The 19432-nt window shown below is 61.0% G+C and carries 22 protein-coding genes; 10 read left to right on the top strand and 12 right to left on the bottom strand.

Annotated elements, in window-relative coordinates:
• Positions 1 to 145: 145 nt before the first annotated feature.
• From R0125_RS14105 to R0125_RS14080, 6 genes are all read right to left on the bottom strand, one after another.
• Positions 146 to 1006 carry a (2Fe-2S)-binding protein gene (locus tag R0125_RS14105; RefSeq protein ID WP_317238611.1) on the bottom strand — a complete coding sequence of 287 codons (861 nt, stop codon included), beginning with the start codon at positions 1004 to 1006 and terminating at the stop codon, positions 146 to 148.
• Positions 993 to 3023, bottom strand: coding sequence for a Fe(3+)-hydroxamate ABC transporter permease FhuB (fhuB, locus tag R0125_RS14100; protein WP_317238610.1), 2031 nt, complete (start codon positions 3021 to 3023; stop codon positions 993 to 995). The genes R0125_RS14105 and fhuB overlap by 14 nt, the downstream gene beginning before the upstream one ends.
• Positions 3013 to 3945 (bottom strand): iron-siderophore ABC transporter substrate-binding protein, encoded by a 933-nt coding sequence (locus R0125_RS14095; RefSeq protein WP_317238609.1) that lies wholly within the window; start codon positions 3943 to 3945, stop codon positions 3013 to 3015. The genes fhuB and R0125_RS14095 overlap by 11 nt, the downstream gene beginning before the upstream one ends.
• Positions 3935 to 4708: an ABC transporter ATP-binding protein gene (locus tag R0125_RS14090; protein ID WP_317238608.1), complete on the bottom strand. Its 774-nt coding sequence runs from the start codon at positions 4706 to 4708 to the stop codon at positions 3935 to 3937. The genes R0125_RS14095 and R0125_RS14090 overlap by 11 nt, the downstream gene beginning before the upstream one ends.
• Before the next feature lie 109 nt (positions 4709 to 4817).
• Positions 4818 to 6608 (bottom strand): ABC transporter ATP-binding protein, encoded by a 1791-nt coding sequence (locus tag R0125_RS14085; RefSeq protein ID WP_317238607.1) that lies wholly within the window; start codon positions 6606 to 6608, stop codon positions 4818 to 4820.
• Between the two features lie 101 nt (positions 6609 to 6709).
• The gene (locus tag R0125_RS14080; protein WP_317238606.1) at positions 6710 to 7162 is read right to left on the bottom strand and encodes a YaiI/YqxD family protein; all 453 of its coding nucleotides are present in this window, start codon (positions 7160 to 7162) and stop codon (positions 6710 to 6712) included.
• Positions 7163 to 7448: 286 nt separating this feature from the next.
• On the opposite strand from R0125_RS14080, the gene R0125_RS14075 reads away from it, so the two are divergent.
• Positions 7449 to 8018, top strand: a complete 570-nt coding sequence (locus tag R0125_RS14075) for a histidine phosphatase family protein (RefSeq protein ID WP_410797683.1) — start codon at positions 7449 to 7451, stop codon at positions 8016 to 8018.
• 70 nt (positions 8019 to 8088) lie between these two features.
• Positions 8089 to 8427 (top strand): zinc ribbon domain-containing protein YjdM, encoded by a 339-nt coding sequence (locus tag R0125_RS14070; RefSeq protein ID WP_317238605.1) that lies wholly within the window; start codon positions 8089 to 8091, stop codon positions 8425 to 8427.
• A gap of 23 nt (positions 8428 to 8450) precedes the next feature.
• Here the strand turns inward: R0125_RS14070 and R0125_RS14065 are convergent, their stop codons facing one another.
• A complete protein-coding gene (locus R0125_RS14065) occupies positions 8451 to 9176 on the bottom strand; it encodes a tellurite resistance TerB family protein (protein ID WP_317238604.1) in 726 nt (241 codons plus the stop codon).
• A gap of 294 nt (positions 9177 to 9470) precedes the next feature.
• On the opposite strand from R0125_RS14065, the gene pdhA reads away from it, so the two are divergent.
• Genes pdhA through R0125_RS14045 form a run of 4 tightly spaced genes read left to right on the top strand, consistent with a single transcriptional unit; the run spans position 9471 to position 13252 of the window.
• Entirely contained in the window at positions 9471 to 10565 is a 1095-nt protein-coding gene (gene pdhA / locus R0125_RS14060) for a pyruvate dehydrogenase (acetyl-transferring) E1 component subunit alpha (RefSeq protein WP_248182565.1), read from the top strand.
• Positions 10562 to 11587 (top strand): alpha-ketoacid dehydrogenase subunit beta, encoded by a 1026-nt coding sequence (locus R0125_RS14055; RefSeq protein ID WP_317238603.1) that lies wholly within the window; start codon positions 10562 to 10564, stop codon positions 11585 to 11587. Before pdhA ends, R0125_RS14055 begins: the two co-directional genes overlap by 4 nt.
• A complete protein-coding gene (locus tag R0125_RS14050; RefSeq protein WP_317238602.1) occupies positions 11584 to 12693 on the top strand; it encodes a dihydrolipoamide acetyltransferase family protein in 1110 nt (369 codons plus the stop codon). The genes R0125_RS14055 and R0125_RS14050 overlap by 4 nt, the downstream gene beginning before the upstream one ends.
• Before the next feature lie 46 nt (positions 12694 to 12739).
• Positions 12740 to 13252, top strand: coding sequence for a copper chaperone PCu(A)C (locus tag R0125_RS14045; protein ID WP_317238601.1), 513 nt, complete (start codon positions 12740 to 12742; stop codon positions 13250 to 13252).
• Positions 13253 to 13257: 5 nt separating this feature from the next.
• On the opposite strand, the gene R0125_RS14040 is transcribed toward R0125_RS14045, so the two are convergent.
• Positions 13258 to 13434, bottom strand: a complete 177-nt coding sequence (locus R0125_RS14040; RefSeq protein ID WP_248182571.1) for a DUF2897 family protein — start codon at positions 13432 to 13434, stop codon at positions 13258 to 13260.
• A gap of 85 nt (positions 13435 to 13519) precedes the next feature.
• On the opposite strand from R0125_RS14040, the gene R0125_RS14035 reads away from it, so the two are divergent.
• Positions 13520 to 14188 carry a DNA-3-methyladenine glycosylase I gene (locus tag R0125_RS14035; protein WP_317238600.1) on the top strand — a complete coding sequence of 223 codons (669 nt, stop codon included), beginning with the start codon at positions 13520 to 13522 and terminating at the stop codon, positions 14186 to 14188.
• Positions 14189 to 14216: 28 nt separating this feature from the next.
• The gene (locus R0125_RS14030; RefSeq protein WP_317238599.1) at positions 14217 to 14450 is read left to right on the top strand and encodes a hypothetical protein; all 234 of its coding nucleotides are present in this window, start codon (positions 14217 to 14219) and stop codon (positions 14448 to 14450) included.
• Between the two features lie 20 nt (positions 14451 to 14470).
• Here the strand turns inward: R0125_RS14030 and R0125_RS14025 are convergent, their stop codons facing one another.
• The 3 genes from R0125_RS14025 to R0125_RS14015 all read right to left on the bottom strand — a co-directional run bounded on the left by R0125_RS14025 (position 14471) and on the right by R0125_RS14015 (position 16982).
• Positions 14471 to 15040, bottom strand: coding sequence for a DUF2845 domain-containing protein (locus tag R0125_RS14025; RefSeq protein ID WP_248182574.1), 570 nt, complete (start codon positions 15038 to 15040; stop codon positions 14471 to 14473).
• Positions 15041 to 15117: 77 nt separating this feature from the next.
• Positions 15118 to 15963 (bottom strand): zinc-dependent peptidase, encoded by an 846-nt coding sequence (locus R0125_RS14020; RefSeq protein ID WP_317238598.1) that lies wholly within the window; start codon positions 15961 to 15963, stop codon positions 15118 to 15120.
• A gap of 17 nt (positions 15964 to 15980) precedes the next feature.
• On the bottom strand, positions 15981 to 16982 hold the full coding sequence (locus R0125_RS14015) for a 2-dehydropantoate 2-reductase (protein WP_282448368.1): 1002 nt from the start codon (positions 16980 to 16982) through the stop codon (positions 15981 to 15983).
• A 158-nt stretch (positions 16983 to 17140) separates the two neighbouring features.
• Between R0125_RS14015 and R0125_RS14010 the strand changes: the two genes are divergently transcribed.
• Together R0125_RS14010 and R0125_RS14005 are read left to right on the top strand one after the other, a co-directional pair.
• A complete protein-coding gene (locus tag R0125_RS14010) occupies positions 17141 to 17815 on the top strand; it encodes a hypothetical protein (RefSeq protein ID WP_317238597.1) in 675 nt (224 codons plus the stop codon).
• A 20-nt stretch (positions 17816 to 17835) separates the two neighbouring features.
• Positions 17836 to 18978 (top strand): AI-2E family transporter, encoded by a 1143-nt coding sequence (locus R0125_RS14005; protein ID WP_317238596.1) that lies wholly within the window; start codon positions 17836 to 17838, stop codon positions 18976 to 18978.
• An 88-nt stretch (positions 18979 to 19066) separates the two neighbouring features.
• Here the strand turns inward: R0125_RS14005 and R0125_RS14000 are convergent, their stop codons facing one another.
• Positions 19067 to 19273 (bottom strand): cold-shock protein, encoded by a 207-nt coding sequence (locus R0125_RS14000; RefSeq protein ID WP_248182581.1) that lies wholly within the window; start codon positions 19271 to 19273, stop codon positions 19067 to 19069.
• Positions 19274 to 19432 lie beyond the last annotated feature (159 nt).

Genomic DNA, 19432 nt, shown 5'->3' with positions numbered 1-19432 from the left:
CGCTAATAATAATGATAACGATTAACATTTGCAATGTTGTGATGTAAATTGGTGGGGTGACGTCAGGTAGCGATTAGGGAGGGCGCAATGACACCGGAAGAGGAAGCCATCGAAGGACTGAAACTGGCCGCAAGCTGCGGCCTGTCTATTCTGGTGCTGGCCAGTATCCTGCTGCTTGGCTCGGCACTGGCTGGCGTCTAGCCGCGGCGATACGGTCCTTGCGGTAGATGCCGCAAGTGCCACAGTAGCCGCCATCCGGCAGCAGATACTTCAGGCAGCAGCCTCTGCGCTGCGGAATCGCACAGGGCTGCTGGCTGAACTCGGTGGGAATCCAGTCGATAAAACGATTGGCATCGCACTCGAACTGCTTGAGCCAGGCCTGCGCCAGCTGGCACAGGGCCGTGGGTTCGGCCCGGTTCCAGACCACCGAGAAAGGGGCGCCCAGCCCGAGACCGATGCTGCTCCAGTAGGCCCCCGGGCTGATCCCCAATACCTTGCGGAACATCGGATACCAGTCGTTGGCGAGGGCTGCCATGCCGCTGACAAACCCGGGCACCGACACCGGGGGCCCGCTGCTTGTCATCCCCCAGCGTGTCGGGGGCGTGTCCACAGCATCGAACGCCGTGCGCGTCGGGAGCATTGTGAAAAAGATGCGATCCGGATCGGGCAGTGGCGTTTCACCCTGCAGAAACAGCCGCAGGGTCAGCGGCGCAATAATGTTGAGTGCGAGATCCTGCTGCAATACCGATAACCGCGCGGTGACGGCTCTGGCGGTTTGCGCGTCTGCATAGTCATCGCGGATCTGTCGTGTCAGCCGTTCCGGTTCGCTGAGGCATTGTGCCAGAGACATCAGGGCAGGCTGCCGGGGCTCCTGTGGTTGCAGCGCTCCCTTAATTGCTCCCTTCAGCGCTACCCCCAGTTCGGCATCCCGGTCCAGCCCGGCCTTTGCCAGCAGGTCGTGGTAGCGTTGCGGCCATTGCCGGTTGTCGGTGTCAGGCGCGGCCATGTCGGCTTAATCCCCACAGGAAGTAAACGCCGCCAACCAGCGCTGCCAACAACCCGGCCGGAAGTTGAGCCGGGAACACCACGATGCGGGACAGGTAATCGGCAACGGCAAGCAGCAGCCCGCCCACCAGACCCGCCACAATCATCTGGCGGCCAACAGTTTGCTGTCCCAGCACACGGGCCAGATGGGGCGCGATCAGGCCGGCAAAACTCAGCGGCCCGATCACCACCGTGGCGGAAGCCGTCAGCACCGCCGCTACCAACAGCAGCAACAGTCGGGCCCGAGCCACCGGCAACCCCAGCGATGAGGCCGAGGTGTCGCCAAGAGGAAGCAGGGTGAGCGGACGCACCCCCAGGCCCAACAGCCCGCAGATCAGCAACACAAAGGCCATCAGGCCGAACGCTTCATGTTCCGAAATCAGCCAGGTGGAGCCGTACATCCAGTTCAGCAACGGGGCCGCAACGGGGCCGCCGGAGGCCATCACCAGTCGCAGGCCGGCGTCCATGAACACGTACAGTGCCAGGCCACCAAGCAGAAGCTGGTTGCCGGCAAAGCGGTGTTTGCGGGCCAGCAGGATCAGCAGGCCCAGGGCCGCGGCGGCACCGAGTGTGGCCGCGCCCAGCTGACCCACCCGACCCACCTCCAGTCCGGAAAGCACGATCACCACCATCACCAGTGCCGCGCCCCCGCTGATGCCCAGCATTTCTGGGCTGCCCATGGGGTTGCCGGTCATCCGTTGTATCAGCGTGCCGGCCAGCCCCAGCGCGACTCCGGCCAGCATGGCTGCCAGCAATCTCGGCCCCCGCCAGACCCAGGCCTCGTGCCACTGGCTGATCGGGGTCCAGTTCCAGCCTTCCAGGCCTGGTGACCAGCCCATGGAGATCACGATGGTGGCCAGCAGCAGGGTGACCAGTGCACCCCCAATCAGCACGGGGGACCGGCGTTGCGGCAGGAACCTGGCGGGGCCTGATTCCTGACCCGGCATACGGTGGGTGTCTCTGAAGCCCTGCAGAGCCAGCAGGATAACCGGTCCGCCGATCAATGCGGTGGTCGTACCGGTGGGCACCAGTGAGCCGTCACCCCAGGTCGAGGCCCAGTGCGCCAATGTGTCGGCCAGCAGCAACAGGCCGCCGCCCAGCAAGGTGCTCCACAGCAGCCGGCTGCCGAGGGTGCGGGCGCCGAGCAGGCGCGCCAGCACCGGAGCGGCCAACCCGATAAACGCCACGACACCGACCCGACTGACCACGGTCGTGCTCATGACCACCACCAGAAGCAGGGCCAGCATCCGGACCAGGGCGACTTTTGCCCCCAGCGAGCTGGCGGAGGCCTGCCCCAGCTGCAGCAACTGCAAGGGCCGAATCAGTGCCAGCATCAGCATGGCCAGCACCAGCACCCGCGGCCAGAGATCCATGAACGGCCCCCAGTTGTTCTGAACCAGAGAGCCGGCACCCCAGATAAACAGGTTGCCGAGCCACTCGCCTTTCAGCAGCAGGAAGGCCATGTTCATGGCACCGAGGAAAAAGGTGATCACCAGCCCGGCCAGAATCACGGTGACCGGCGAAAAGCCCAGGCGCCATGTCAGCGCGATCACCAGCCCGATGGCCAGCAGCCCGCCGGCCAGTGCCGCCAGATCCGGGCTAAAGGCCAGCAGGCCTGGAGCGAACAGGGTGGCCACCGTGACCCCGAATTGCCCGCCGGCTTCCACCCCGAGTGTGGTGGGCGACGCCAGTGGATTGCCGAGAATCTGCTGGGTCACGGCGCCGGCCAGGCCCAGGCCGCAGCCAATCAGTACGGCGATCGACACCCGCGGCGCCCAGCTGTAGTGCGCCAGCACCGAGGAATACTGATCCGGATCGAAGGTCCAGAAGGCGGCAACCAGGGCAGCGGGCTGCAGCTGGTTGAGCCAGGGCATGGCACTGGCGGCCAGGGCACCCAGCCAGAGGACAACCGCCGCGAAGGGCAGCGTGGCCGGGATGGTCGGGCGCGCCGATGGCAGGCGGGCGGACTCAGCGTACATTGTCGTGGCCTCCGGCCAACAGGCTGTCGGTGAGCTGAACCGCCAGCCGTTTGATCTGGAACAGGCCGCCGAAAGGCCAGGTGGTATCGACCGGATAGATCTGCTGCTGTTTTACCGGTGGCAAATAGGTCCAGAACGGGCTCATCGCCAGCGTGTCCGCGAGCCCCGGCGGCAGGGGGGAAATCACCACGATGCGACTGTTCCCATAAGGCGCAAGCGCTTCCAGACCGACCACGGAAAATCCCCAGAAATTGCCCTTCCGCGGCCAGGCGTTGCTCAGGCCGAGGCCGTCCAGAACGGTCTGGTAGAGGCCGTTGGGGGCGTAGATCCGCACATGGCGGTCGTCCAGAAAATTCACCAGAGCCACCGGGCGGTCGCTCAGGTCTGCGGTTTCCAGTCGTTGCCGTTGGATCGCCAGGGTTTCCTCGATATCGGCAATCACGGCGTCTGCGCGGTCTTCGCGACCCAGCATCTGCCCCAGTGTCACCAGCATTTCACGAGATTTCTCCCGTGGTCGGCTGCCTTCCCGGTACACGCTGATGACGTAGGTGGGGGCGATCCGCTCCAGCAGTTCTGCGGCCGGTGCCATTTCGGCACTGGTGACAATCAGGTCCGGTTTCAGCTCGGCAATGGCCTCAAGGCTGGGGGCCACGCGGGTGCCGATATTGTGCACACCCTCCGGGAGTTCCGGCTCCTTGACCCAGACGGAATAGCCGTCACGATCCGCCATGCCGATCGGCGTCACACCTAGGAGCAGCAACGCTTCCGTGGCCGCCCAGTTGAGGGTTACCACCCGCGCTGGCGGTTCATCCAGGCTGACCGTGCCGTACTCATGTTGCCATGTAGCCGCACCCGCCAGCATGGGGGCCAGGCTCAACAGCAGTGCCATAACCAGGTGAACCGGCCGGTGTTCAGTGAACATAGGACACCCACTGGCCCGGTGCGCGTTCGAGCACGCCCATGGGCACGCCGTAAATAGACTCGAGGATGCCGGAGTCCATGATGTTGCGGGGGCTGCCGTCGGCGACCAACGCCCCGGACTTCAGTGCCACCAGTCGGTCGCAGAAACGGGCCGCGAGGTCCACATCGTGCAGCACCACCACCACCGTGAGTTCCCGTTCCTCTGCGAGGCGATGCACCAGCCGCAGGGTCTCGACCTGGTGTTTCACGTCGAGGGCGGAGATGGGCTCGTCCAGCAGCAGACAACGGGTCTGCTGGGCCAGCAACAGGGCGATCCACGCGCGCTGCCGTTCGCCGCCCGACAGGGTATCCACCGAGCGATGCTGGAACCGGGTAAGCCCGGTATCCTTGATGGCCTGGTCGATCAACCGATGGTCTTCGGCGTTGTAACGCCCGAGTGGCCCCCGCCAGGGGTAGCGACCCAGAGCAACCAGTTCGCGCACGGTCAGTCCGTCGGTTCCCGGCGGGTGCTGGGGCAGGTAGCCCACCGTACGCGCAAACTCGCGGGCACCGGTGCGTTGGAAAGAGGTGCCCAGCACACGGACGTCGCCAGCAGACGGCGCCATCTGACGCGCCAGGATTTTCAACAGCGTGGACTTGCCGGAGCCATTGTGACCGAGCAGTGCCGTCACTTCACCTTCGCGAAAGTCCAGAGTGACATTGCGAAGGATGGCGGCGTCACCGATGCGCACACCCAGGCCGGATACTTTGAAGAACGCAGACATGCAGGCTCCCGGATTTGTGGGACGTTTCAGAGGGATAAGCTCCGAGGGCCTGCAGAATAATCTAAATGCGAATTACTATCAATATAATTTAAGACAGAGCTCCGGTGGTTCAGACCTGGCCGGTCTGCACCCGCCATTGGGCCGCGTAGGCGCCATCGTGGTCCAGCAGCTGTTGATGCGTGCCGCTTTCCACCACCGTGCCGGCATCCACAACGGCGATGGTGTCCGCATCGACGATGGTGGACAGGCGGTGGGCAATCATGATCACCGTGCGGTTATGGCCAATGCGCTTGAGGGAGCGCTGGATGGCGGCTTCGGTTTCGTTGTCTACGGCACTGGTGGCTTCGTCCAGAACCAGAATGGGCGGATTCTTGAGCAGCGCGCGGGCCAGGGAAAGGCGCTGTCGCTGGCCACCGGAAAGGCGAATGCCACGCTCCCCCACCGGGGTATCGAGGCCATCGGGCAGGGCTTCGATAAAAGACCAGGCTTCGGCGGTCTTCGCGGCGTCGATGATCTCGCTGTCTGACGCATCTGGCTTGCCGTAGGTCAGGTTGTCGCGAATGCTGCCCTCGAACAGGTACACATCCTGGCTCACCAGCCCGATGGCGTTACGCAGGGATTTCAGGCTGATGCCCTGAATGGGTTGGCCATCGATGCGGATATCGCCGTGGCTGGGGTCGTAGAATCTCAGCAGCAGTTTGATCAGCGTCGACTTGCCGGAGCCGGTTGCGCCCACCAGCGCCAGGGTATTGCCCGCCGGTACATGCAGGTCGATATCGCAAATGCCGGCGCCACTGCTGGGATAGTGAAAGCTTACTTTGTTCAGGGTGACCTCGCCCTGAACCGGCTCGCTGAGCGCCTTGCCGGCTGCGTCCCGCACGTGGACCGGTTCCGACAGCAGGTCGAGGATGCGTCGGGTGCTGGCCATGGCGCGCTCGAACAGGTCAATCACTTCCGCCAGTCCGGTCAGCGGCCAGAGCAAGCGCTGGGTGAGGAACACCAGCACGCCGTAGGCGCCCACGTTCAGGTCGCCACTCAGGGCCATCATGCCACCCACGGTGAATGTCGCGAGGAAGCCGGCGAGAATGGCCATGCGGATGATCGGGATAAACGCCGAGCTGATGCGAATGGCGCGGCGATTGGCCTCCACGTAAGCTTCGCTACTTTCTTTCAGGCGCCGGGCTTCCCGGGTTTCAGCGGTGAAGCTCTTGATGGTGGCAATGCCGCCGAGGTTGTTGGCGAGGCGGCTGGACAGATCCCCCACCTTTTCACGCACGTCGGCGTACAAGGGGCCGGCCTTGCGCTGGAAATAGAACGCGCCCCAGATGATCAGCGGGATCGGCGTGAAGGCGAGCAGCGCAATCAGTGGAGACAGCACAAAGAAGACCGCGCCCACAGCGATCACGGTGACCACCACCTGGATCATGGCGTTGGCACCGCCGTCGAGGAAGCGTTCCAGCTGGTTTACGTCGTCGTTCATGGTGGCCACTAACTGACCGGAGCTGCGGGCCTCGAAAAAGCTCATGTCCAGGCGCTGGGCATGCTCATAGGCATCCTGTCGCAGATCCGACTGCAGCCGCTGGGCCAGATTGCGCCAGAGGATCTGAAACAGGTATTCGAACAGGGACTCACCGGCCCAGATGAAGAAGGTCAGGATGGCCAGAATGGTGATCTGTTCTTGCGCGGTCTCAAACCCGAGGCCGGCCACAAAGCTCTCTTCCTTGTTGACCACCACATCAATGGCCACGCCGATGAGAATTTCCGGCGCAATGTCGAACAGCTTGTTGATGACCGAGCAGGTGGCGGCCGCGATGATCTGGCGGCGGTAACCCCGGGCATACCTGAGCAGGCGTGCCAGGGCGGCAAAGCTACTGGTGGTGTTGTGGCTGGTTGAAGACATACTCCGCTTCTCTCCTGTGAAACGCGCGGGCAATGAGCGGCCTGCAAGTGTAAAGGCGGCAAGGGTAGCGGATTCACTGATCGTTTAAAAGAGAATCATTATCACTTGCGGGTGTTCTGTTGCAACCAGCGGTCCAGTTTGTCTGCGAATTCCTTGCGATCGCCCTGGTTGAACGGCGCGGGGCCCCCGGTAACCTGCCCGGCGTTTCGCATCTCTTCCATGAAGTTACGCATGGCGAGGCGCTGGCGGATATTTTCTTTGGTGAACGCCTGGCCCCGAGGGTTGAAGACGTCTGCGCCTTTTTCGATGGCTTCGGCGGCCAGCGGGATGTCCTGGGTTATGACCAGGTCGCCTTTGTGCATCTGGTCCATAATTTCGTTGTCGGCGACGTCGAAGCCCTGGGGGACCTGCCGGCGGCTGATGTAGGGGCTCGGAGGCAGGGTGATGGCGTGGTTGGCGATAAAGGTGGTCTGGATTTGCCAGCGGGTGGCGGCACGGCAGAGGATTTCCCGGATGGGTACGGGGCAGGCGTCGGCGTCGACCCAGATTGGCATGGTTGGTTCCTTTGTCGGTTTGGCTCTTGGGGAGGAGTTTACCGTTTGTTGTTGTGAGCCTGGTAGTTCTGGTCCGCGTATTTATGATCAGGCCTGCGAGTTGGGCGCGGGGCGCTCTTGCAGATCACTTTCCAAAAAATGCTACGAGCACATCCGTGTGCGCTTGATCTCCGGCCATCCATGGCCTCCGACATTTTTGGAACGTGATCCGCAGGAGCGCCGTCCGGCTTCACGGAAAACTCCGCGACCGAGCCGTGTTAAACAGCAGCTCAGGGGAGTCTGAGGAATGGCACGATTTGCTTTCGTTTTTGTGTTGATGGCGCTAATTGGGGCACCGCAAACCGTGAATGCCGACGAGTCGGAGGCCTGGGAAGCCCTGCGAGAAGGCCGGGCCGTGCTGATGCTGCGTCATGCCCTGGCGCCCGGCACCGGTGATCCGGCCAACTTCGATGTGGATGACTGCAGCACCCAGCGCAATCTGAATGATCAGGGGCGGGCGCAGGCGAAGGCCTGGAAGCCGTTTTTGCGGGATCAGGGCATTGATGAGGCCCGGGTGTTCACCAGCCAGTGGTGCCGCTGCCTGGAAACGGCCCGCGGGATGGATGTGGGGGAGGTGACGGAGTGGCCGTCGCTGAATTCATTCTTCCGCAATCGGGCGGATGGCGGTATGGCAACGAAGCAGACCATCGCGCGGGTCAACGAGCTGGGTGAGGGGCTGCCGGTTGTGCTGGTGTCTCATCAGGTCAATATCACCCGGCTCGCAGGGGTGTTTCCGGCGTCCAACGAGGGGGTCATCATTGCTCTGCCATTGTCTGAGGCCCCGACCATTCTGGCGCGGGTTTCGCCCGAAACCTGATGGGCCTTGCAACCGGTGTCGGCGGTTTCTGGTAAACTGCGTACTTTTTTACCGCTACAGGAATCAGCGCATGTCCCAGCTACCGCCTTGCCCCCAATGTCAGTCCGAATACGCCTACACAGATGGAGAACAGCTGGTGTGCCCGGAGTGTGGCCATGAATGGACAGAGGCGGAAGCCGCGGCCGCCGAAGCGAGCAATACTATCCGCGACGCCAACGGTAACGAGCTGCAGGACGGCGATACCGTTACGGTGATCAAGGATCTGAAGGTGAAAGGCTCCAGTTTGGTGGTGAAAGTGGGCACCAAAGTGAAAAACATCCGTCTGGTGGACGGTGATCATGACATCGACTGCAAGATCGAAGGTATTGGCGCCATGAAGCTGAAATCGGAATTTGTGAAAAAAGCCTGAGACCGACTTGAACAGCGCCGCGGTCAGGCGGCGCTCTGGACTTGATGGTCAAGCTGCCGGGCCAGTTCCGGTTCCAGTTTTAACGCGTTTGCCAGTTGATCCAGCCATGCCCGTTCCATGGGGTTCTGGTTGTCGATCATGATCGCGCTGACCAGATAGATTTCACGGCTTGCCTGGGGAGAGTCGGCATTGCGTGCCAGCTCCGCCGCATCCAGCGGGGCATCAAATTGCTGTTGAATCCACGCATGCAGTTCGTCGTCTGGTCCCAGCTTTTCAATTTCCTGGGTCAGTATCGTGCGCTCGTTGGCATCAATGTGGCCGTCGGCCCGTGCGGCCATGATCATGGCTTGCAGTATTTCCAGTCCACGACGCTCCTGGGCCTGCCCCTGCAGTTGTTCGATCGGCTGTCCCTGGTTGTGAGTGGCCATGGGTTGCGGGCCGCCCCGGGCGTTGTCCTGGTAATTCTGATAGGCCTTCCAGGCGAGCACGCCCACGCCCGCCAGAGCGCCGTATTTCAGTGCCGTGCCACCCATCTTGCGCCCGCGTTTCGATCCCAGCATCAGGCCCAGTGCACCGCCGCCAAGCAGGCTCTTGACGTCCACGCCGCGGCTGCCTCCTTGTCCGCCGCGGAACTGCGTGCCAACGTTCTGAACCACTTTGTTCAGGTCCATGCCGCTCTGTGATCCGCCGCCAGAGGGACTACCTGAGGCCTGTTGCATGATCTGGTTCAACACGTTCATCACGTTCATGGTGGTGCTCCTCACGATGGGATACGTCGCTTTATTCTAGACTGGCTATTTTTCCTTTTTCATTAAGCTGTTGTTAGCTTCTGGCAGGCGGTTCCCCGCGCGGGTGTATTGAACTATTCGTGGTCATCGTCTAAATATTAAACAGAGCGCCTTCGGGGCCTCTGCGCAAGTCCCAGCAACGCGAAACCCGCGTTCCAACAAAACAGCCACCCCAGAACTGCCGGCCGGCCCGCCACAAGCAGGCTTTCTTCGCAGTCAGCGCCTTCACCAAAAGGCAGGGGAGAGGAGGATGGGATGAGACAACGCCACGAATTTCACGTGGACAGCACCCGTTACCTGGATGATCACGGCAAGCCACTTGGCGAGCTGCCACCTCAGGCCGAACAGACCGAACGTACCCTGGCCGCCTACCGCAACATGGTGCTGACCCGCGCCTTTGACACCAAAACCATCGCCTTGCAGCGCACCGGCAAATGCGGGACCTACCCGTCGGTTCTCGGGCATGAGGTGATTGGCACCGCGATCGGCCAGAGCCTGGCCAGTACCGATGTGTTCGTACCCTACTACCGGGATCAGGCAACGCACATCCTGCGTGGCGTCAGCCTCACGGAATTGCTGCTGTACTGGGGGGGCGATGAACGTGGCAGTGCCTGGAAACACTGCCCCGAAGACCTGCCCATCTCGGTACCCATTGCCACCCAGTGCTGTCATGCGGTGGGTGTGGCCTCCGCTTTCCGGATTCGCGGTGAAGCCCGTGCCGTAGTCTGCTGCGTCGGGGATGGAGGGACGTCGAAAGGGGATTTCCTGGAAAGCATCAACCTGGCCGGGGCCTGGCATTTGCCGGTGGTGTTCGTGGTGATCAACAACCAATGGGCGATTTCCACCCCTCGCACAGTTCAGAGCAGTGCCGAGACCATTGCACAGAAAGCGATCGGGGCCGGACTGCCCGGGCATGTGGTGGATGGCAACGATTACTTTGCGGTGACCGAAACCATGGATCAGGCACTGGCGCGTGCCCATGGCGGTAAAGGTGCGTCGGTCATCGAGGCGGTGACGTACCGGCTCGGGGATCACACCACCGCCGATGACGCCACCCGGTATCGCAGTGCCGAGGAACTGAAAAAGGCCTGGGAAAGAGACGGCCTCAAACGCCTGCAGAATTACCTCCACAACACCGGCCTCTGGGATCCGGAGCAAGAAAAACGATTGCAATCCGAATGCAAAGAGGCGGTCGACAGGGCGGTTGAGGCCTATCTGGCGACCGAGCCTGAGCCACCGACCGCGATGGTGGACTACCTGTTTGAAACTGTGCCGATGGCGCTGCAGGCCCAACGCGAACGGATTGCTGACAAGTATCGTGCCCGCACCGGGCAGGGAGGTGCCGCATGAACGCGTCTGCGCAGAAAGCCGTTGCCCGGTCCAGTGCCAGCGAAGTGAAGGACATCACTCTGGTCGAGGCCGTGAACATGGCCCTGGCCTGGGAGATGGCCCACGATGAAAGCGTGGTGGTGCTGGGTGAGGATATCGCCACCAACGGCGGTGTGTTCCGGGCGACGGTGGGCCTCAAGGAGCGCTTCGGATACAAGCGGGTGATGGACACGCCGCTGGCGGAAAACCTGATTGCCGGTGCCGCCATCGGGATGGCCGTCCAGGGTCTGAAACCGGTGGCGGAATTCCAGTTCATGGGCTTCATCTACGCCGGTATGGAGCAGATGGTCAGCCACGCTGCGCGTATGCGCAACCGCACCCGTGGCCGGTTGCATTGCCCGTTGGTGTATCGCGCGCCGTTCGGTGGCGGCATTCACGCGCCGGAGCATCATTCGGAAAGTACCGAGGCGCTGTTCGCCCATGTGCCCGGCTTGCGCGTGGTGATTCCCAGTTCGCCACAGCGCGCCTATGGGCTGCTGCTGGCGGCGATTCGCAACCCGGATCCGGTGGTGTTCCTGGAGCCCAAGCGTATCTATCGTGCGGTAACCCAGAGCGTCACTGACAACGGTGACGCGCTGCCCCTGGACACCTGTTTCACACTGCGGGAGGGCGACGACGTCACCCTGATCAGTTGGGGTGCGTCCATTATGGAAACCCTGCAGGCGGCAGACAAACTCACTGAGCAGGGCATCTCGGCCGAAGTCATTGATGTGGCTACGGTCAGCCCACTGGATCGTGAAACCCTGCTGTGCTCGGTGGCCAAAACCGGCCGAGCTGTGATCGTCCATGAGGCTTGTCGCAGTGGTGGTGTCGGGGCGGAGATTGCCGCGTCCATTGCCGAAGCGGCGTTTCTGGACCTGCAGGCACCGGTGGTGAGGGTGACCGGTTACGACACCATCATGCCTTACTACCGCAACGAGCAAGCCTATCTGCCCCAGGTGGATGACATTGTGGAGGCCGTGGAACAGGTGATCGCGTTATGAAGAACTTCAAACTGCCGGATCTGGGCGAAGGCCTGCCTGAAGCGGAAATTGTGGAATGGCATGTAAAAGTGGGCGACACCGTGGCCGTGGACCAGGCGCTGGTCAGCGTGGAGACCGCCAAGGCCATTGTCGAGGTGCCGTCACCGGAGGCGGGTGTCGTCGCCAAGCTGTACGGTGAACCGGGCGACATCATCCACACCGGTGAGCCGTTGCTAGCCTACGAAGGCGAAGGCGATGACGGCGGCACCGTGGTGGGTGAGCTGAAAAAGGCCGAAGCCGGTTCCCGTCAGGATCAGTTCATTGTTGGTGCCGCGCCCTCCAGCAAACGTGCGCGCTCGAACCGGGCGACACCGGGGGTACGTGCCCTGGCCGAACGTCTGGGCGTGAGCCTGGAGCAGATCAAGGGCAGCGGCCCGGGCGGCCTGGTCACCAACGACGACGTGCACAAACACGCCAGTCACCAGAAGCAGCTGGGGGATTCCGAACCGCTGCGGGGCACCCGCCGCACCATGGCCAGGAACATGGCGTTGTCCCACGCGCAGGTAGTGCCGGTGTCCATCTACGAGGACGTGGACATTGGCGACTGGAAAAAGGGGACGGACATCACCATGCGCCTGGTGCGGGCCATCGCCAACGCCTGTGAAACCTCGCCGGCGATGAACTGCTGGTTTGACGGCGATAACCTCAGCCGGCAGTTGCTGGATGAGGTGCACATAGGCATTGCCGTGGATACCCCGGATGGACTGTTTGTGCCAGTGTTGCGGGACGTGAACCACCGGTCTCTGAAAGATCTGCGTCAAGGCCTCGAGAACCTGCGCGATGCGGTAGCCACCCGCAAGATTCCCCCCGGAGAAATGCAGGGGGCCACCATTACCTTGTCCAATTTCGGCACCATGACCGGCCAGTATGCCAACCCGATCGTGACACCGCCGCAGGTAGCGATCGTCGCCGCGGGCACCATCCGGGAGAAAGTGGTGCCCTTCAAGGGGGCAGCGACCGTACGGCGCATCTTGCCGCTTTCGGTGACCTTTGATCACCGCGCTGCGACTGGTGGCGAGGCTTCCCGATTTCTTGGGGCTCTGGTGGAAGCTTTGGGAAAACCCTGACAAAATCCAAGAACGAGACAACCTGACAAACTCACTGAGAGCTTCTATGACACGTCGCAAACACCTGGCTGCCGGTCTGCTACTGGCCTGCACCACAATGACAACACCGTACGTCACCGCCGATCACCACAGCCATGGTACGGTCGTCATTGAGAATCCCTGGAGTCGCCCCACGCCGCCGGGATCCCCCATGGGCGTTGGCTACATGACCCTCACCAACACCGGTGACAGCGAGATCACCTTCACCGCGGCTGAAACACCGAGGGCCGCCAATGTCTCCATTCATCAAAGCATCATGAACGACGGAGTCATGAGCATGCAGCCGCTGAAAAACGGGCTGACGATTCCTGGCGGGGAGACCGTTGAGCTCAAACCCCACGGTTATCACCTGATGTTGGAGCAACTCGAAGGCCCCCTGAAAGCGGGCGAGGCGGTCCCGATGACACTGAGTTTTGACGGTGCAGACAGCCTGAAGGTGGAGCTGACTGTGCGATCCCTCGATGGCAAACCACTGAAACCGCAGGAAAAGAACGGGATGCATGGGCACGGTCACCACTGACCGGCTCAGTTTTCCTTGTCTTCGGCGCTTTCCTCGGCCTCCAGCTCGGCTTTGCGTTCCTGGATCTTCTTCATCTTGTCATCCGAGATGCGGAATTTCCCGGCGCTGTCTCTCAGCATGAACAGACTGCCGAGCACCAGGCCGATGGCCAGCAGAATGAATACCCATCCGATAAGCGGCATATGCGTGTCTCCCTGATCCGTGGGGTTTCCTTTATAGTGGACCACACGTTCAGCAAACCACAACCAGAATTCCGGAAACTACTCTATGTCTTTTTCCCGCATATACGATCAGGCGTCCGCTCGCAAAGGTGGAGAAGTGGCGCTGCGCGCCATGCTGCCCAAGGTTGCTGAGCCCGGTGAACTGGAATTACTGGGGGATGACCGCTACCTGTCCGAGATAACCCGCTGCATTTTCAAGGCCGGTTTCGTCTGGCGGGTGATCGAGCGCAAGTGGCCTGACTTTGAAGCCGCGTTTCAGGGCTTCGTGCCGCTTTACTGGCAGCAGGTACCGCCGGAAGTGCTTGAGGCGCTCGCACAGGATCAACGCATTGTCCGTAATATGCAGAAAATCCGCACAGTGCCTGAAAATGCCCGGCTGATCGTTGATACCGCTCGCGAGCACGGCAGTTTTGGTCAGTTCCTGGCCAGCTGGCCCTCTGCAGATCAGGTAGGCCTGCTGCTCTGGCTGAAACGCAACGGAGCGCGTCTGGGCGGAAACTCGGCTCAGTATTTCTTGCGCCGGGTGGGCTGGGACGGTTTTATACTGTCTCCTGACGTGGTCGCCGGATTGCGGCGGGAAGAGTTGCTGGATGCTACCCCGGGCAGCAAGAAAGCGCTGGTTCAGGCACAACAGGCGTTTACTCGCTGGCATGAGGAAACCGGGCTGCCCTACAGCCACCTGTCCCGCATACTCTCCTACACCGTCGGCGACTGAAGCCATCTGAATTGAGACTGAGCACACCTTGAGTCCGGACGAGCTGAACACCCTGCTGGAAACCATTCCTGATGTGCGGGACGGCCTCACCCGGACCGAACGCATCATTCTGTATGTGCTTCAGGAGACCCAGCGGGAGCTGGATGGCCGCAATGTGCCGACCGTGATGCTGTACGGCCGGGTTCTGGAGTATGTAGATCTCAGTGAGCAGGAACTGCACCTGTATCTGGACCGGCTGGGCGTGAAGGGGGATGGTCGTTGAAGGGGTGCCAGACCCGGCACTCAGTGGCTGCCAGAACGGGATTCCACGTTGGAGACCTTGCCGTTGCGCAGGGTGACCACCTGCCGGAACTGATTGCGCGATAAGTCGTACAGCCACTCCTGCACCAGAACCGGTTGCGCACTTTGCCAGCGGTTGGCGTGCCGATGCTGCTGTGGAAACCGCCATTCGATGTTTTTCGAGATGGGTTCGCCGCAGCGGGCCACCAGCTCGTACTCATTCGAGGCCTGTCGTAAAGCCCGTGAACTGCAGCGGGCGTTGTCGGAGGTATGGAATCCATACCCGAGGCTCTCGACACCGGTCAGTTTGCCATTGCGAAACACCAGTCGTTGCACGAACCGTTGCGGCCCACGGTTGTAGTACCAGTGCTCCTCGGTTTGCACAACGCCGAGCCCCGGAAGGGTCGCCGTGGGGTATTCTGCCACGTAGTCCGGTGTGCCACAGCGCTCTTCCACTTCCAGCGGCCAGTCACCTTCGCTGACCAGCGAAGAGCCGCAACGCAGGGCGCCCTGTGTGTGTTGGGCGACGGTGCTGAGCGTGATCAGCGATAGCCATAGCAGGTATCGGGTCATTAGACGGTACCGTTCGATGATGCCTTGATCTCTACTTTACTATTCGTAGGCACGATTGGTTGATGTTTACACGATTTTTACGGTGTGCCGGAGGTTTCCGGAAGGTCGGGCCGCAGCGGGTCGAGGCGATAGAAACCACACAATGCCGCGTAAACCTCCGGCTGTTCACTCTTGAGATGTTGCGGCTGCTGGTAGAAGGCTTCGGTGAGCACCGCGAAGAATTCGGCGGGCTCGGTCGCGCCATACGGATCCAGCCAGGACGAATGGTGGTGCGCGAGTGAAGTGCGCAGATTTTCGTACGCCTGCGACATGGTGCGCTGCCAATAGCGGGCCTGCTCGCCGCGGAGCGGTGGGGCACCATCGGCACTGCCATCAAGGTAATCCAGCTGATGGGCAAATTCGTGGAGAATTACATTGTGGTCGCCCTCGGGATGGACTGCGCCCTCCAGACACTCCTCCCAGGCCAGCACCACCTGGCCATAGCCGGAAGCTTCGCCGGCGCGAATTTCTTCGCGCACGCTGACCACGGTGCCGTCGTCCTCTTCGTGCTCAACCCGGTAACTGCCGGGATACACCAGAATGCTGCGAACCTCATCGAAATCGGAGTAGGCGCGCGCCAGAATCAGCAGGCAGGCGTGGCCGGCGATGGTCACCCGCACTCTGTCATCCACCGTAAACCCGTCACAGCCATAGAATGTTTTCTCGGCGAGGAAGAGTTGCACGCGCTGTTCCAGATGGCGGCGGGCAGGTTCGGGCAGTTGCAAGTAGAACGGCACGTTCGCGCCTAGCAGCGTTCGCCAGTGGTCCGGAAACGCCTTTCTCAACTCGCGATCACGACGCCATCGACGGTAAAAGAACAAGCGAAAGACGCTCAGACCGATCACGGTCAGGGCGAAGATGGCGAAGATCACGACAGAGGACATACCGGCTCAACTCCGTTTCAGGGGTGTTGCAGTGCCGAGAGCAGCTGGTCCGCGCGCCATGTCTGCCTTTGTGTTTCACATTGATGGATAAGGTCCACCAGCTTCTGGTTCACCGGGGCTTGCCGCCCCAGTTTGTTTGCCAGCTTCACGACTTCGCCATTGATCCAGTCCACTTCCGTCGGCCGGCCGGCTTGCAGGTCTTCCCACATGGACGACCGTGCCACCGGATCAATGGTGAGCATTTTCTGCGCCAGCCGGGTGAACAGCCAGTCCGGGGAAGACATCAGCGGCGGAATAAGACGCATGGGTAGACCGGTCAGTTTGACGGTGGGAATCTCCGCCTCCTTCAGTAGCTGCATGGTCTCTCGTTGAGCCATGGCCAGGCAACGGCGATACCCCCGCTGTGACAATTCCTCCAGCAGAGGCACGCCGGACAGGGCATTGATCGGGTTGTTCAGGTTCAGCAGCAGTTTCGACCACATCACTGACTCGATATCCGATCTCAGCTCCAGCGGCAGTCCCGCTGTTTCAAACCAGGGCAAAAACGCTTCGAGTGACGAGTGTTGCTCGGCCACCAGATGACCCTCAGTGCCCTGATGGAAATGACCGGGTTCCTGTTGCAGCACATTGAAGGGCACCATGCCGGCCAGCACGTTGGCCTCCGGCATGGCCGCCTGCAAATGCTCGGCGTTGGAAATGCCGTTCTGCAGACTGACGACCGGCGTGCCGGCGGGAATCCAGGGTGCCAGTTGTTTGCCCGCTTCAACCGTGGCGGCGGATTTTACGGTAACCAGAACCAGATCGGCGCCCCGGGCAGCTTCAGCCTCACAGAGGTACTGGTCGTTGGTGAGTTGGCTGCGGGCGCTGAAGCCCTGATAGTCGGTGACTACCAGGGGGACCTGTTTGAGCGTTTCCTGCAATCGTGGCCGACCGATCATCACCACATCGGCGCCTGCAGACAGCAGTCGGCCGCCGAGGTAGCAGCCGATGCTGCCGGCGCCGAAAATCACAATTCGCACAGAGGATTCCGTCACAGAGTTCGCCTTATCCAGATCAGTTTGTTTTTGTTGAAGTCAGACGCCGCTCTTTTGGCCCGCCTGCTGCAGCGGTGCCATACTCCTGAAGCCGGAACGTGAAGTATGATAGGCGCTCTCTAATCATTAGGATGACACACTTTATGGCTCGTTTTGAACTACTCGGCATCGCGACCATCCCGGGTAAGGGAACCCAGTTGAGGCTGCTGCAGCGCAATGACGAGTTTTCCATCAAAATCGCCGGCACCACCGGTGAACTGATGAACAGTCGTCTGCATGGGTCGGAGGATGCGCTGGCCACGCTCGCCTGCGAGCGTCTTGCGGATCACCCGGCGCCGCGGGTGCTGATAGGTGGTCTGGGTATGGGCTTTACCCTGGCGGCGGCGTTGCAGTCACTGGGCGACAACGCGGAAGTGACGGTCGCCGAACTGGTTCCGGAAGTGGAGGCCTGGAATCGTGGGCACCTGGGATCGGCCGCTGGCTATCCATTGCATGATCCGCGGGCGCGGGTACATGTGGGGGATGTGGTGCAGCTGATCCGGGATTCAGTCAGCGCCTTCGATGCGATACTTCTGGATATTGATAACGGCCCCGAGGGGCTGACCCGCAAGGAAAATGACTGGCTGTACACCACGGCAGGCATCGAAGCGGCCCAGGCGGCGTTGCGGCCGGACGGCATTCTGGCGTACTGGTCTGCAGGGCAGGACCCGGCCTTTACCGAGCGGCTGAAGCGCGCCGGGCTCTCAGTGGATCCGGTCACCGTGCGGGCTCACCGTCCGGGCAAAGGCGCCCGCCATGTAATCTGGCTGGCGTGGTAAGAGCAATAAGGATGACTCCCATGGAAGACGAGGATCGAAATGTACAATCGGATCAGGCGGAACCGGTGTGGAAAAGTCCGGTCAAGGTGAGGGATGCGGCGCTGGTTGTGCTGGCCACGATCGCCACTGTATTTTTCATCGACTGGGCCGAAGCCATTCTGTTGCCTCTGGTCGTGGCGGTTCTGGTGTCTTATGCGCTGGACCCTCTGGTATCTGCTTTTGGACGGTTGCGGATTCCACGTGCCATTGGCGCGGGGATCGTTATCCTGTCGCTGATTGCTCTGGCCGCGGCGGCCAGTATCCCTCTGCAGCGTGAAGCCATGGCCATGCTGGACAAGATCCCGCTGGCCGCGAAGCAAATCGAGCGTATACGCGCCCAGACACCGGTGGGCGGGGAAGAGGACTTGCTGGAAAAGGCGGAGAAAGCGGTAAAGGAAATTGAGTCAACAGCCAAAAAGAACGACGAGGAAGACTCCGATCCTGGCGTAACGCCGGTACGTATCGTGGATGATTCCTTCAATTTGCGGAACTACCTGATGCGCGGCTCGTCCGCGGCATTGTTGCTGTTTTCGCAATTGTTCTCCGTTGTGTTTCTGGTGTTTTTCATGCTTTCCATCGGCAAACTGTATCGCCGAAAGGTCATTCGATTGTCCGGTCCATCCTTCCAACGAATGCGCAATGCGGCCCGGCTGATGAACGATTTTCATCACCAGGTACGGCAGTTCCTGTTTGTGATGCTCGTCGGGGCTTTGTTTGTGGGCATAGCCACCTGGCTTGCCTTCCTCGCCATCGGTGTGGAGGAAGCGGGTTTGTGGGGGGTTGCGGCGGGTATCGCCAGCGGAATCCCCTACCTTGGCCCGTTTCTCGTGTTTATTGGCGTCTGTCTGGCGGCGTTTTTACAGTTCGGGACGGTGGACATGGTGCTCGTGGTGGGCCTGGTGTCGCTGGTGATCACCAGCATTCAGGGATATCTGATGACGCCCTGGATGACCAGTCATGTATCGAGTCTGAACACCGTATCTATTTTTATCGGCTTGCTGTTCTGGGGTTGGATCTGGGGGCCAATCGGGCTGATCGTCGCGACACCGATTCTGATGATCGTAAAATCCTTGTGCGATCACGTTGTCGATTTGCGGCCGGTCGGGGAGTTGCTGGGCAAGTAACGGTGAGGCGAGACTGCCGGAGAGGGCGGGGCAAGGGAAACGAAAAAAGGCAGCCGAAGCTGCCTTTTTTTAATGCGTGGACTGTTATTTACAGACCAACAACATTTTCCGCCTGAGGACCTTTCTGGCCCTGAGTCACGGTGAAATCAACCTGCTGGCCTTCTGCCAGAGTCTTGAAACCGCCGCCCTGAATGGCGCTGTAGTGAACGAATACGTCGGGGCCGCCTTCACGAGTAATGAAGCCAAAACCTTTTGATTCGTTGAAGAACTTAACAGTACCGGTAACAGTAGACATAGTTTAACTATCCTGAATTCTAAATTTTGTGTGCCGCCTGACCGTCGCGATGACGTCAGATCAGCGTTGTGCGGGAAACAAAAAACTGGCGTGGTCAAAAACAGGACGTTGCACTACGAATGAACTACAGAGAAGCGTCTTATTGATGAAATGCTTTGC

The organism is Marinobacter sp. M-5 (assembly GCF_032911545.1).
GTDB lineage: Bacteria > Pseudomonadota > Gammaproteobacteria > Pseudomonadales > Oleiphilaceae > Marinobacter > Marinobacter goseongensis.
The sequence above is the reverse complement of the archived record's forward strand: the minus strand, read 5'-3'. Positions and strand labels throughout refer to the sequence as shown.